The 12,890-nt window shown below is 67.5% G+C and carries 13 protein-coding genes; 3 read left to right on the top strand and 10 right to left on the bottom strand.

The window, feature by feature from the left end; all coding sequences use genetic code 11:
• Positions 1 to 31: 31 nt before the first annotated feature.
• A complete protein-coding gene (gene tnpB / locus DL519_RS08560; RefSeq protein ID WP_190813774.1) occupies positions 32 to 1,417 on the bottom strand; it encodes an IS607 family element RNA-guided endonuclease TnpB in 1,386 nt (461 codons plus the stop codon).
• 230 nt (positions 1,418 to 1,647) lie between these two features.
• Here tnpB and DL519_RS45925 point away from each other — a divergent pair, with 230 nt between their 5' ends.
• Both DL519_RS45925 and DL519_RS08550 read left to right on the top strand, forming a co-directional pair.
• Positions 1,648 to 1,839 (top strand): hypothetical protein, encoded by a 192-nt coding sequence (locus tag DL519_RS45925; RefSeq protein ID WP_223838573.1) that lies wholly within the window; start codon positions 1,648 to 1,650, stop codon positions 1,837 to 1,839.
• 176 nt (positions 1,840 to 2,015) lie between these two features.
• Entirely contained in the window at positions 2,016 to 2,198 is a 183-nt protein-coding gene (locus tag DL519_RS08550; RefSeq protein ID WP_223840234.1) for a dienelactone hydrolase family protein, read from the top strand.
• A 6-nt stretch (positions 2,199 to 2,204) separates the two neighbouring features.
• Here DL519_RS08550 and DL519_RS08545 read toward each other — a convergent pair whose 3' ends face one another.
• Positions 2,205 to 3,389, bottom strand: coding sequence for an esterase-like activity of phytase family protein (locus DL519_RS08545; RefSeq protein ID WP_190813772.1), 1,185 nt, complete (start codon positions 3,387 to 3,389; stop codon positions 2,205 to 2,207).
• Positions 3,390 to 3,788: 399 nt separating this feature from the next.
• On the opposite strand from DL519_RS08545, the gene DL519_RS45920 reads away from it, so the two are divergent.
• Complete coding sequence (locus DL519_RS45920; protein WP_223838572.1) at positions 3,789 to 3,962, top strand: hypothetical protein; 174 nt, start codon at positions 3,789 to 3,791, stop codon at positions 3,960 to 3,962.
• 131 nt (positions 3,963 to 4,093) lie between these two features.
• On the opposite strand, the gene ligD is transcribed toward DL519_RS45920, so the two are convergent.
• The 8 genes from ligD to DL519_RS08505 form a co-directional block, all read right to left on the bottom strand.
• Positions 4,094 to 5,680 (bottom strand): non-homologous end-joining DNA ligase LigD, encoded by a 1,587-nt coding sequence (ligD, locus tag DL519_RS08535; RefSeq protein ID WP_190813770.1) that lies wholly within the window; start codon positions 5,678 to 5,680, stop codon positions 4,094 to 4,096.
• Between the two features lie 45 nt (positions 5,681 to 5,725).
• Positions 5,726 to 6,595 (bottom strand): pyrroloquinoline quinone biosynthesis protein PqqB, encoded by an 870-nt coding sequence (pqqB, locus tag DL519_RS08530; RefSeq protein WP_190813768.1) that lies wholly within the window; start codon positions 6,593 to 6,595, stop codon positions 5,726 to 5,728.
• Entirely contained in the window at positions 6,595 to 7,959 is a 1,365-nt protein-coding gene (pqqE, locus tag DL519_RS08525) for a pyrroloquinoline quinone biosynthesis protein PqqE (RefSeq protein WP_190813766.1), read from the bottom strand. Before pqqE ends, pqqB begins: the two co-directional genes overlap by 1 nt.
• On the bottom strand, positions 7,950 to 8,645 hold the full coding sequence (pqqC, locus tag DL519_RS08520; protein WP_190813764.1) for a pyrroloquinoline-quinone synthase PqqC: 696 nt from the start codon (positions 8,643 to 8,645) through the stop codon (positions 7,950 to 7,952). The genes pqqE and pqqC overlap by 10 nt, the downstream gene beginning before the upstream one ends.
• A gap of 266 nt (positions 8,646 to 8,911) precedes the next feature.
• Positions 8,912 to 9,757, bottom strand: coding sequence for a hypothetical protein (locus tag DL519_RS08515; RefSeq protein ID WP_190813762.1), 846 nt, complete (start codon positions 9,755 to 9,757; stop codon positions 8,912 to 8,914).
• Positions 9,757 to 10,857 carry an AAA domain-containing protein gene (locus DL519_RS08510; protein WP_263399603.1) on the bottom strand — a complete coding sequence of 367 codons (1,101 nt, stop codon included), beginning with the start codon at positions 10,855 to 10,857 and terminating at the stop codon, positions 9,757 to 9,759. Before DL519_RS08510 ends, DL519_RS08515 begins: the two co-directional genes overlap by 1 nt.
• Before the next feature lie 17 nt (positions 10,858 to 10,874).
• The gene (locus DL519_RS45915; RefSeq protein ID WP_223838571.1) at positions 10,875 to 11,270 is read right to left on the bottom strand and encodes a hypothetical protein; all 396 of its coding nucleotides are present in this window, start codon (positions 11,268 to 11,270) and stop codon (positions 10,875 to 10,877) included.
• 167 nt (positions 11,271 to 11,437) lie between these two features.
• Positions 11,438 to 12,823: an IS1380 family transposase gene (locus tag DL519_RS08505; protein WP_397545041.1), complete on the bottom strand. Its 1,386-nt coding sequence runs from the start codon at positions 12,821 to 12,823 to the stop codon at positions 11,438 to 11,440.
• Between the last annotated feature and the right edge of the window lie 67 nt (positions 12,824 to 12,890).

Genomic DNA, 12,890 nt, shown 5'->3' with positions numbered 1-12,890 from the left:
CCGGGTCCGCTGCCGGGGCCGCAGGGACCGTTCACGAAACGTGTGAAAGCGTGTCGTGAACCGGCGCCTTGCGGTGTCGGCGTTGGCCCGCGTTGTTCGGTGCGGGTCTTCCCGTGGCGATATCCGCTGCCCGCGTGGTGCGGGTCTTGTGTGGGTTTCCATCGGGCTCGTTTTCCGTCGCCCCGCAACTCGGGGAGGACGTCGTGGCCTCAACCAGGTTGGCGAGGTTGTGGGCGGCGTTGAGGTCGCGATCCATGCTGATCCCGCAGGACGGGCAGGTGAAGATACGGTCGGACAGGCGCAGCTTGGTTCTCACCGCACCACAGTCCGGACACGTTTTGGAGCTGGGATGCCACCGGTCCGCGATGTGCACGCGCAGCCCGGCCCAGGAGGCTTTGTACTCGACCTGGCGTCGGAGTTCGGCCATGCCGGCACCTGCGACCTGCCGTGCCAGGCGGCGGTTGCGGGTCATGCCCGCAACGTTGAGGTCTTCCAGCACGATCGCACCGAAGGTCCGCACCAGCCAGGTGGTGAGCTTGTGCAGCCCATCGCGGCGTGCATTGGCGACTGTGGTGTGCAGCTTGGTGATGCGGGCCTGGGTTGTGCGCCACCGGTTCGAGGGCTTCTGTTCGCTACGGTGGTCTGGGCCAGTGCGCCGGGAGGCTTGCCGCTGCAACCTCCGCAACTCACGCAGGGCTGCTTCGAGGTGTTCCGGGTTGTCGATCACTTCGCCGGTCGAGAGCACGGCCGGGGACTTGATCCCGAGATCCACACCCACCGTCACACCGGGCTGGGCGGGGGCGGGATCGTTGCGGGTGATCTCCACCGAGAACGACACACACCACCGTCCCGCCCGATACGACACCGTCGCCGAGCGGATCCGCGCGGCGCCTGTGTCGACGCGCCGCGCGAGTTTCCGGGTGGACTCTTGGGTGCGTACCACCCCGATGCGGGGCAGCTTCACATGGCGCCGGTCGTGGTCGGCGAGACCGAAGCTGCCGGTGGTGAACCGGCACGACAACCCGCTGCGCTTGGTCTTGAACCTCGGGAACCCGAGCTTGCGGCCCTTGCGGTTGCCCTTCTTCGAGTCGTCCCAGTTCTTCAGCGCCGTCGCGAGGTTCGACAGCCCGGACGAGTAAGCCTCTTTCGAATTCTCCTTCCACCACGGCGCAACCGTGTCCTTGGCCTGGTTCCAGTCTTTGCGCAGGCCGTAGGCCGACCAGCCCACCGGCGGCGTCAACTCGTCACCGTCCAGGCCGTACGAGGCTTCAGCTTTCCGCTGATCACGGTTGGCCTTGACCTTGCCCAGCCCCCAGTTGAACGCGAACCGCTGCGCACCACAATGCGACCGCAACCCGGCATCTTGCACAGGGTTCGGGTCCAACGCGAACCGGTATGCCTGCAACACCACGCTCATCACCGGGCACAGTATCGGCGGGCACCGACAATCCCCGCGGTCTACCGAACCAGCGCATTCCCCAACGCTTTGACACATTCCACCGAACAGTTCACAACCCCTGCTCACCGAAGCCGCCGGGCAAGCCCGCGTCACAGGGATACCGCGAAGCGAAACGTCAGGTCGCGAAAGCGTACGCGAAGGTCGTCCGCCGGCGTCAGGACACGGCCCGTGAATGGGCCTTGCGTGTGGTGACCGATCACGATGCGATCGCGGTGGAGGACGTCCGCCCGAGGTTTCTCGCGAAGACCACGATGGCCAGGAAAGCGGCTGATGCTGGGATCTCGGCCACGAAGAACGAGCTGATCATGATGGGGCGCAAGTACGGCCGCCTGGTGGTGCTTGTCGATCCGAAGCAGACGACGATGGACTGCGCAGCATGAGGGGCGAGAACCAAGCACGCGCTGCCGCGCTCGGAACGGACCTATACCTGTACCGCGTGCGGACACGTCTGTCCGAGAGATAAGAACTCCGCGCGTGTGATGCTGGTCCGGGCCGGGCTGTACCCGGCTGGTGTTGAGGGCGGAAGACCTCCCGAGGCGCTGCCTCGGGAGGCTGCCTGAGCCAGGAATCCCTACCGGAATACCCGGAGGCCGGGCACTCGTTCCTCAACGACGTCGAGAACGGGCCGGCGGCGCTGCGCCCGCTGCTGCGGATCACAGGAGCCGGCCCGCACCCGGAATCCGCCGCCGATGCCTGGCGGCGGATCGAGGACTTCTTCGCCGAACACCTGAAGTCGTGAGACCGGTCAGCGGACGGCGATGGCGATCAGCTGGGTCTGCTGGTTGGGCGAGAAGTTGTTGTCACTGACCACCAGGAGCACCCGTTCCCCGGTGGGCAGGAGCGGTCCCCAGCTGATGCCCTCGACGTTGTCGGTGTAGGGCACGCCGATCTCGTCCAGGTCGACCAGCAGCCTCTTCTGCACGGCGCGGAAACCTCCGCCGGCCAGCGAATACCGGTCCATGACGTCGTCGGCCCCGACGGTGCTGAACTCGAAGATGCGGCCCTTCGTGCCGATCCCGCTGGCGTAGCCGCGCTCCAGGGCGAGGAAGCGGCCCGGCTGCTCGTCGGCGAGCAACGACGAGATCCCGTTGGCGTTCCAGTCGTTCGGCGGCTGGGGCTGGGCGAACAACGGCTCCACCGGGTAGGCGTACTGGGCGATCGGCAGGCCCGCCCGGTCGTGCACCGTGATGCGGCTGAAGGCGCCGTGGTCGGCGTTGGCCGACGGCCCGTCCTGCTCCAGCGGGCCCTCGAGAGCGGAGACGACCTGCATGCCGTCGGCGGTGTAGGTCAGGCCCTCGAAGGTTTCGTTGACGCGCGGGCCCGTTTCGCCCATCGTCATCTTCTCGTTCGGCGCGGTCGGCAGGTCCCGCACGTACCGGCCGTCGCGGTGCGAAATCCGCAGCGCCGGGTCGAGCAGCACGGTCTCCCGCTCGGAGCCGTCGGCGGGAACGTTGCGCTGCCCTTCGTTGGTCCAGGCGACGTCACCGGTGAGCGGATCGACCCGCAGTTCCTCCGGGTCCACGGTGCCCAGCACGTTCCGCAATGCGCGCGGCACCTCGTGCTGCGCCTCGCGCCAGGTGTCGATCGTCGGATAGGTGGTGCCGTCCGGGCGGCGGAACAACGACGCCCCGGTGAACGTCACGTCCTCGACGCCGCGCTCGGTCACCGAGACGTCGGCCCGGTAGTAGCGGGCCGGTGCGTAGTCGGACCAGTCGTCGCTGACGAAGACGAAGTCGCCGCTGCGGCGGTCGTAGTCCACCGAGGACAGACCGCCGACCGGGGTGCCGTCCACTCGCAGGTCGTGCGGCACCACGTAGGTTCCCAGCAGTCGGGACGAGGCGGATTCCTGCGCCGCGGCCGGGAACGCGGCCGGGGCGAGGAACAGCAGGGCGGCAGCGGCGAGCACTGCCGATCGGGTTCGGATTTGCATGATCAACAGCCAACCGGTACCCGGTCGGCCGCGCCAGCTCGATCACTCTTCCGAGGAGGCGGCCGCGTGGCCCGAGATCAACCGGTCCTCCAGTAGCCATGCCTGCGAAGCTGGCCTGTCTGATTCGGTGGTACTAGACGTCAAGTTGTCCGGTGTATTTCTGGGAGCCGCACGTCCTCACCTGGAATCTTCTGCGGTGGCATTCGGCGGGTCGATCACGTCCCGTCGGGTTCTGCCTGGTGAGCAGGACGTCGCAACCGGATCGCAGAAAGCGAGCGCCGGACTCGCGGCCTACGTCTACAGCCCGTTGATGGTCGCGCTCATCCCTCTCCCGGGGTGCGGCTGGCAGGCTCGGCCGCCGGCGCCACCAACGCGTTCTGGCAGCTGGGAAGCACGAGCGTGCCGGTAGTCCTTGGCGTCGTCTTCCAGGCGACCGGCTCGTCCTTCCTCGCCTTCGCGACGCTGGCCGCCGGTCCGCTGCTCGGCATGCTGCTGATGCTCGGCGTGCGGGAGCACGGCGCTCGCCCAGCGGCCGACGACAACACCGAAGACACAGCCAAAGCCGTTTCCTGACGAGGAAAGTGGAGCGAAAGTCGCGGCAAACGGCGCTGAGCACGTTGCTGGTGTTCCCGGTGTTGTCGTGGCTGCTGGCTCCCTGCACGAGCCGATCGCCCTGGAAGCCGCCGTGGCGGTTCGCTGACGGCTCAGACCGGTGGTAGCTGCTGCTCGACGTCGAGGAGGGCCGCGAAGGGGTCCCCGACCGTTGCGATCCGGTCCAGGACGGTGCGGATCGTCCACTGGTCGGGGGCCAGGTCCGGGTCGTCGAGCTCGTCCCACTCCAGCGGCACGGACACCGGGGCGCCCGGCCGGGGGCGGGCGCTGTAGGGGGCGACCAGGGTCTTGTTGATGACGTTCTGGGTGTAGTCCAGCCGCGCCAGGCCGCGGCGGTCGGTCTTCGTCCACGCCCAGCTGACCAGCTCGGGGACGGTGCCGCCGACGGCCTTGGACACCTTCTCGACCCAAGCCCGGGTTTCCGCGTAGGTGTAGCGCGGTTCGACCGGCACCCAGATCTGGATGCCGCGCTGCCCGGTCACCTTCGGGCGAGCCTCGACGCCGAGGTGCTCCATCGCGGTCCGGTGCAGGCGAGCGAGGACGAGCACTTCCTCGAACGTCGTCCTGCTCCCCGGGTCGATGTCGAACAGCGCCCAGGTCGGGTGGTGGACGTCGGATGCGCGCGAGGTCCACGCGTGCAGTTCCAGCGCCGCGTAGTTGGCCAGCCAGGCGAGGGCGGGGACGCTGTCCGGGATGAGGTACCACTGGGTGTCGTCCGGGCCGGCGTCCTCGTAGCGCCAGCGGCGGAGCCAGTCGGGGGCGTGGCTCGGGACTTCCTTGTGCCAGAAACCGGGTTCGTCCACCCCGTTCGGGAAGCGGTGCGAGTTCAGCGGTCGGTCGGCGAGGTAGGGCAGCATCACCGGGGCGATCAGCGCGTGGTAGTGGATCAGGTCGCGCTTGGTCACCGGCGCCTCGCCGTCGCGGGCCGGGAACAGCACCTTGTCGAGGTTGGTCAGCGTGAGGTTCCGCCCGGCCAGCCGCCATCGGCCCTTGCTGCCAAGCTCGTCGAGCGCCGCCAGCTCCTCGCCGGTGGGCGGATCCCAGTGCGCCTTCGCGCGGGACTTGTTGGCACCCAAGGGAATTTCGGCTTCCGACGGCGGTAGATCGCTGCGCCACATCGCTTCCGGCGCGGCGGCGACCTCCTCGTTGGTGCGGCCGCTCTTCACCGACCGCGGATGATCCTCCGGATCCCAGCCCGGCACGGCGTGCTCGTCCTTCTTGTGCAGCAGCAGCCACTGCTTCTCGCCGCGCCGCACCAGCACGAACCGGCCCACCAGCTTGTCGCCGTGCAGGTCGAAGTGCAGCGTCCCGGCCTCGATCGCGGCGGCCGGATCGTCCTCCACAGCTTCCCAGGTGCCGCGGTCCCACACGATGACGTCGCCGCCGCCGTACTCGCCGGCCGGGATGGTGCCCTCGAAATCGGCGTACTCCAGGGGGTGGTCCTCGACCTGCACGGCCATGCGCCGCACCGTCGGGTCCAGCGTCGGCCCCTTGGGCACAGCCCAGCTCAGGAGGACGCCGTCCAACTCCAGCCGCAGGTCGTAGTGCCGGCGGCGGGCCCGGTGCCGCTGCACGACGAAGCGGTCGCCGGTCGCGCGCACCTCGCCGTCGCCGCTGGGTTCGGCGGTGCGGGTGAAGTCGCGCATCTCCCGGTACTTCGCCAGCCGCTCGTCGTTCACGTCTCCCAAATACCCGATATCAGGCGCGAGCAAAAATCGGGGACGTCATTCCAGCACCAGCAGCTGGCGTTCGGCGGCGATCTCGGCACCGGCCGCGCGCACCTCGGCGAGCTCCGGCGCGTCGGGGTGGGCCAGCGGATTGGTGTTGTTGAGGTGGGTGAACAGGAACCGCGTCCTCGGGTGGCGGGCGATCTCCGGCAGGGCCGCCCGGATCGGCAGGTGCCCCATGCTGCTCGCGGGGCGGTCACTGCCGGAGGCATGCGTCAGCTCGTCCTCGGTGAAGAAGGTGCCGTCCAGGAGCACGACGTCGGCGCCGGCGATGACCTGCTCGAACGCGTCGCTCCAGGCGGGCAGGCACGGCGCGTACACCAGGCTTCGGCCGGAGCCGGTGAACCGGTAGGCCACGACCCAATCGGTTCCGCGCAGATCGCCCGCGTAGCGGGGGCGCTTGTCGCCGACGACGGCGATCTCGGCGGCGAGCCCGCCCGCCAGCACTTGGCGATCGGAGACGATCTCCGGCTGCACGGTGGTGTAGCTGCCGACGACCTCGGTGATCGGGAACGCCTGCCGAAGCGCCTGGTGGACGGCGGCGGTCGCGTAGATCGGCAGCCGGGCGGCTTCCCGCAGGGTGAGCAGGCCGAGGGTGTGGTCCAGTTCGGCGCTGGTGAGCAGCACGCCTTCGACGGGGGTGCGCCGGGTGCCCGGCGGTGGACGGAGTTCGGGGGTGGCCAGCAGCTGAGTTCGCAGGTCCGGCGATGCGTTCACCAGGTACCAGGAGTTTCCGTCGCCGCGGATCGCCAGGCAGTCCTGGCTGAGCTGCACGCCGAGTTCCGCGGCCCGGCAGCAGCTCTGACAGCCGCAGTTCCACTGCGGAAGGCCGCCGCCTGCTGCGGTGCCGAGGACGCGTACCCGCATCAGATCCGCCTCGGAACTGCGGGCTGCGGTTGGAACTCGGTCCGGATCAGGTCGTGGTGTTCGGACAACGAGCAGGCCGGATCGGTGACGGCCGCGTCGCCCACGAGCTGGTAGGCCTGGCATCGGCAGCCGCCGAAGTCGACGTCCTTCAACGCGCAGCTGCGGCAGGGATCAGGCATCCACTCGGTGCCCCGGAAGCGGTTGAACGCCGCCGAATCGAACCAGACCGCCTCCAGCGTCGAGTCGCGCACCGAGGGAGCATCCAGGCCGGGCAGCTGCCCGGCGGCCAGGCAGGGGAGCACGTCGCCGTTCGGGGCCACCGTCAGTTGCCGGTTGCCCCAGCCGTAGTTGCACGGTTTGGGGCGCGGGCTGAAGTAGTCCGCGGTCACGTACACGATCTCCAACCGGTCGCCGTAGCGCTCGCGGGCCAGCGTCGCGTCCGCGTCCGCGCGCTGCACCTGTTCCCGGCGGGGCATCAGGGCGGCGCGATTGCGCAAGGCCCAGCCGTAGAACTGGGTGTTGGCCAGCTCGACGCGTTCTGCCCCGAAATCCGCTGCGAGTTCGACGATGTCGAGCAGCCGCGCGATGTTCCCGCGGTGCAGGACCGCGTTGACGGTCATGGGCAAGCCGGTTTCGGCGATGCTGCGCGCGACGATCATCTTGCGGGCGTGCGCGCGACGTCCGGCGATGGCGTCGGCCGGCATCGCGGCCGAGTCCTGCACGGACAGCTGGATGTGGTCCAGGCCGGCCTCGGCGAGTTCGTGCAACCGCTTCGGCGGCAGGGAGAACCCGCTGGTGACGAGGTTCGTGTACATGCCGAGTCCGCGGGCCGCCGCGACGAGGGGAACGAGGTCCCGGCGCAGTGCCGGTTCGCCACCGGAGAGGTGCAGTTGCAGTACGCCGATCGACCGAGCCTGCTCGATGACGCGCAACCAGTCTTCGGTGTCGAGTTCGTCCTGGTAGTCGGCGAGGTTCAGGGGGTTCGAGCAGTACGTGCACTGCAACGGGCACCGATAGGTCAGCTCGGCCAGCAAGCCCAGGGGCAGCCCGGATCGCGGATCCTCCTGTTGTGGACCGGATTCCGCCACCTCGGCCGGTTCCGCCCCCAGCATTCGGCGACGCGCCAGGTCCGCGAGCATTTCGAGCACGGATTCGGCGGTCACGCCCTGGTACGCGGCCGCGAGCTCGCTGACGATGTCGGTGACCGTGCGCTTGGTGTCGCACCTGCTCACGATGTCGGCTGCGGTGTCGTTGAGCAGCAACACACCTTCCGGGTACAGCAGGGCGTGCCTCGCGCGGACGCGGTCATGCACAAACCGGACACCGCGCCGCAGCCCGGGGCGGCTGTCGGCGGTCACGTCCATGACTGTCGCTTGTAGTCGATGGCGTCCAGCATCGCCCAAAGCACATCGCATTTGAACGCCAACGCCCGCACCGCGGCGTCCTGCTGCTCGCGCGTCTCGCAGTGGTCGAGCACGACCTGCAGCGTCAGGGTGCTGTCCGCGCGGGCGGCCGGGATCCGCCGCTCGAAGTAGGCCAGCCCGGCGGGTTCGATCCAGTCGTAGTGGCGCCGCCAGGCCGCCATCCGGTCGGACATGTGATCGGGCGAGAACATCTCGGTCAACGCCGCGGCCACACCCTCGATCCACGGCTTGCGCCGGCAGAAGTCCAGATACGCGTCAACGGCGAACCGAACGCCGGGCAGCACGTGGCGCTCGTCGAGGACCTCGGACCGCTGCAGGCCGACCGCTTCGGCGAGCACCAGCCAGTCGTGCATGCCGCCTTCGGCGTCGCTGGATCCGTCCTGGAATTCGATCCGCTCGACCCAGATCCGCCGCACCTCCGGAAGCGGGCAGTTCGCCGCGATGGCGGCGTTCTTCTGCGACAAGTGCCGTTGGTAGTACCACCGGTTGGCCACCCACAGCCGAACTTCCGGCGGGCTGCAGCGGCCGTCGTGCAAGCGCCGGTGGAACGGGTGGCGCGCCCAGTAGCGCTTCGCCAACCGCTGCAAGGATTCCCGGAACTCGGTCTCGCCCAGTGGCTGGCTCACCGACTGCCGTCGTGCGCGTAAGCGGTGACCTCGGGACGGGTTTCGTACTGTTCGACCAGCGGCGGAGTCCAGCTCGGCGGAGCGGGGGCGGGAACGGATTCCGAAGGAGCGGCCATCACAAGACCTCCATTTCGCAAGAAGGACAAGCGAAATCGGACCGTACTAGTGCCGAACCACCGGAATCAAGATTCCGAACTGCGAACAACACGACCGCCGCAACCATTGGCCCGAACGCTGGAGTTACGGCGTTCGGGCCAATGCAATCCTCAGCCGCCTATTGCCGGGATGCTCTCCTCCAGGTCGTTGAGCAGCGCACGAACGGGGGCCCAGCAAAGTGTTACGCTGTCCCGGTCAAACTTCGGTTTCTCACGGAGCTCGGCCGCCGGATGGACGAAGTTCCGGTACTCCCGCACGTTGTGCATGAAGTCCTTGGCATCCAGCTGGATCCAACCCTTATCGTGCGCCGTATCGATGAGGAGGGCCAGGCCAGCACGGTCGGCGCGGGTGCTGGCCTTTCGCCCGGCGAACCCGTGCTCACGGATCTGGGCATCGCGTTCGAGGAACAGCGCAAGTAGCAGGCCTTCGACAAAGCTTCCGATTCCGATGATCGCCATTGTGTGCGCGCCGCTGCGCTCACAGAGTCCGGTCTCGTGCACCCGGTTCAGCAGCCCGTCGATCGTGGCTCGGTCGCGGATCAGCCGCTGGAGTCGCTTCTCCAGGTCACCGGGTGCGGAATAATGGGTGTCGCCGTCGGCCCCGAGCTCACCAAGCACCGGGCGACCGCCGACAATTGAGACCACCAGTTGTTCCGCCTCCAGTTTGGAGTTGATAACCTCCCGGAACTCGTCGGCCGAGACCTTGCCATCGTCGTACTCGACCGGGTCGCACACCCGGCACAGGAGTCGTTCGATTTCCGGGCTGGCGTGCTTCCGCTCGATCAGTTGCTCCGCGAGCCAGGGGACGCGCGGCGACCCGTCGTACTCGGGCGGCTGCACCCAGTTGGCGCGGGCGAGCAGTTTTTCGAGGTCGTAGCCCTTGCGTTCGTAGGGCCCACCGACGTCCACGATCACTTCGGCGATCCGCTCGGCGGTTCGATCATCTAGGGGCAGCATCAATTTTCCTCCTGGTCGATCAAGCTCTGTGCGATTTCGATTGCCCGCGACAGCCGCGCGACGAGCACCCGCCCGCGGCGTTTGCCGATTTCCTGCAGCGCTTGGGTGATCCGCTCTTCCCGGTCGAGTGGCAAGCCATCGGTCATTAGCCAGTGGCAGAGACCGACGAAGTGCTCGTCGGTGTACTCTTGCGTTTTCAGGCCGACTGGGACGTCGGGCTTGGGGCCGCGCCGGACCATCACGGGAGCGTCTTCGGTGGACGGCTGCGGGACCGCCGGTTCGGGGTCAGGTTCAGGGTCGGTGTCGAGGATGGCCTGCTCCCACGCCTTGACGATCTTGTCCGTTTCGCCTTCCCGATCAGCGAACCATGATGACGCCCACACCCGGTGGAATCGCCAGACCAGCCGCTCCAAGTGGGCTTGGCGCAGCCGGTCACGATCCCGCACACTGCGGATGTTGTGGTAGGTATCGCCGTCGGCCTCCACCGCAAGCACCATTTGCCCGGGCCGTTCACGGTGGGCGAGCGCGAAGTCGATCCGGTAGTGAGAGAATCCCCATTGCGGGTGCACATCGATCCCGCGCTCGACGAGGGCCCGCTCGACGTCGCGTTCGAAGCCGTTCAGCTCGGCCGAACGCTGTTGCCGCCCGACGTGGTCGATTTCGCCCTGGGCCTGCGCGAACTCCAAATAACGCCGCAGGAGTTCGGTGCCTGTTTGCGGATCCCCGGGCGTCAGCTCGTGCGGGCCGAACGAGCTGACCACGCTCATCCGCCGTTTGGCTCGTGTGACCGCGACGTTGAGTCGGCGGCGTCCACCCTCGCTGTTGAGCGGGCCGAACCCAGTGCGAGCGACGGTTCCGTTGGCGCGTTTTGCCACGCCGATCGTCAGGATGATCGCGTCTCGTTCGTCGCCTTGGACGCGTTCCAGGTTCTTGATGAAGTAACGCCTGCCCGGTCCGGCTTCCTCGGCGAAGAAGTCCTGCAGTTCAGGGCGTTCTCGCAGTGCTGCTCGGAAAGCGGCGTCGATTCGGTCGGCATGCTTTTGCCCCATCGTGATCACACCGAGGCTCTCTCGTGGCCGGAGCGCGGCGTGTTCCAGCATGAGCTCGACTACCCGGTTCACTTCTGCCGGGCCGAGCCATCTTGTCCGGGAGAGGCGACACCGTTCACGACTTCGAGGGCGACCGGAGTCTCCTTGGCCGATCCAGGAAAGGTGACCAGGTCATTGTTGTAGATCTCCTTGTTGGAGAACGCGATGAGCCGCTCGTCAGCGCTGCGGTAATGCCACCTCAATCGTTCCTGGGTCGGGATCAACGACCGCATCGCCGTGAGGATCGACTCGTAGTCGTCGAGGTCGGCCGTTTCTTCCTCGTCATCTGAACCGTCGAGCATGCGCCCGAAGAAATTGGTCGGCGGAAGCTGCTTGTCATCGCCAGCGACGACGAGACTGCGACCGCGGGCGATTGTCGCGATCGCATCGTGCGGTTCGATCTGACTGGCTTCGTCGAAGATCACCAGGTCGAACAGCTGCTTAGCCCCAATCCACCGAGGCGGGTTTGAAGTGATCTTGGTTTCCTTTGTTGATCATTGTGGTGGGGTGTGGACGTGCGGAATCCGCTGGTCTGCCCAGCTTTTCCATGGTTCCTGGGTTGGGCCCTTGCGGGCGGGTTGGGGGAGGGTGATCAGGCTGTTTCGGGTGGGGCGTGGGTGGTGTGGAACAGGTGGTGCCAGTCGTGTTGGCGGGGCCAGTTTTCCGGGAGGTGCAGTGTGATCGAGCGGGCTCGTCGGGCCACCCGTGCCGGGATGTTGATCAGTGTGCGGCGCAGGGTCGCGGCGCGGGCTTTGGCGTGGAAAGCACTGGTCAGACTGCCTGCGGCGCGCAGCAGGTTGTGGGTCAGGGCGGCCAGCGTCAGCCAGGCGGCGTTGGCGCTGAAGACCCCGGATGGGATGTGGGCCAGCGGGCCGTGTTTGAGGTCGTCGTTGACATGTTCGATGATCGCGTGCGCACGGTGGGTTTTCTCCGCCTCGACCAGCGGCTGGCTGCTGGTGGTGAAGCAGGCGTGATACCGCCAGACGGGAAACAGGGCATCAGCGTGGTTTTTGTCTTTGACCCGGCGCACGATCAACCGACCAGCCACCCGATGGGCTTTATCGCTGGCGAAGGCGGTGAATTCGGTTTCCGCGATCTCGGCGTCACTGACCCAGGACTGGCTGGCCTCGTCCCAGACGGCCTGGGGATACTTGATCGCCGTCCACGCGTCCTCGGCGATGCCGGCGATCGCGCGCTGCACGTTCGGATACTGCGCCACCGTGATCGACACCTCCACACCTTGCGCCCGGCAGGCGGAGACGACTTCGCCTACGTAGAAGGCGGAATCACCGCGAAACAGCATCCGGCCCGGCCCGGCGCCGCACCGCCGTGCAAGGTTGATCGTCTCGGTGACCAACGACGCCGCACCCCGCGCCGAGCCGGCGTTGCCGCCACGCATCCTCGTGGCGGCAACCACCGGCGCCGATCGGGGCGTGGACAGCGTGGTCAGCAGCGGGTGGTAACCCCGCAGCCGCACATTGTGGCCGCCGATCTTGGTGTGCCCGAACGCCGCACCCTGCTTCGCGTGGCCGAACACCCTGCCCAGGGTGGAATCAGCATCGATGAACGTCCTCTCAGCGGCGCCGGCCAGCACCGGAGTCTGCCGGGCCAGGCCCACCAGGCACTCCCGCGCGGCCGACTCCACCTGCCGGGCATGCCCCCACGTCAAAGCACGCAGAAACGTGCCCACAGTGGACGGTGCCCGGATCCCGCCGAACAACTTCGGCATCGCCCCATGCCGGATCACATCGAGATCATCAATGCTGTCGGCGCCGGTGAGCATCCCGGCCACGATCGAGCCCACCTTCGCATCCGCATTCGCACCCTCCGAACCGGGAACCCGGACACCCTCGGCGACAAGCTCGGACAACCCGACGCGTTCGGCCAACCGCATCACCGGAACCAGCCCCGCCGAAGCCACCAGATTCGCATCGTCGAACACCGCGCTCACCCGCGCAGCACTATGAGAAGATCGCACCTGCGAGATGCCCTTCCAATCCATGTTGATCGATCCCTACGCAAGATCAATCATCCCAGGTCAGAAG

Origin of the sequence: Saccharopolyspora pogona (assembly GCF_014697215.1) — a bacterium.
Classification (GTDB): Bacteria; Actinomycetota; Actinomycetes; order Mycobacteriales; family Pseudonocardiaceae; genus Saccharopolyspora; species Saccharopolyspora hattusasensis.
This window is presented reverse-complemented; position numbering and strand designations above follow the sequence as displayed.

Bases quoted from the DNA above. Each gene is read 5' to 3' on its own strand.
- DL519_RS08515 (WP_190813762.1), bottom strand. From the start codon at position 9,757: ATGCTGCCCCTAGATGATCGAACCGCCGAGCGGATCGCCGAAGTGATC.
- tnpB (WP_190813774.1), bottom strand. From the start codon at position 1,417: ATGAGCGTGGTGTTGCAGGCATACCGGTTCGCGTTGGACCCGAACCCT.
- pqqE (WP_190813766.1), bottom strand. From the start codon at position 7,959: ATGGACGTGACCGCCGACAGCCGCCCCGGGCTGCGGCGCGGTGTCCGG.
- pqqB (WP_190813768.1), bottom strand. From the start codon at position 6,595: ATGCGGGTACGCGTCCTCGGCACCGCAGCAGGCGGCGGCCTTCCGCAG.
- DL519_RS08545 (WP_190813772.1), bottom strand. From the start codon at position 3,389: ATGCAAATCCGAACCCGATCGGCAGTGCTCGCCGCTGCCGCCCTGCTG.
- DL519_RS08510 (WP_263399603.1), bottom strand. From the start codon at position 10,857: ATGCTGGAACACGCCGCGCTCCGGCCACGAGAGAGCCTCGGTGTGATC.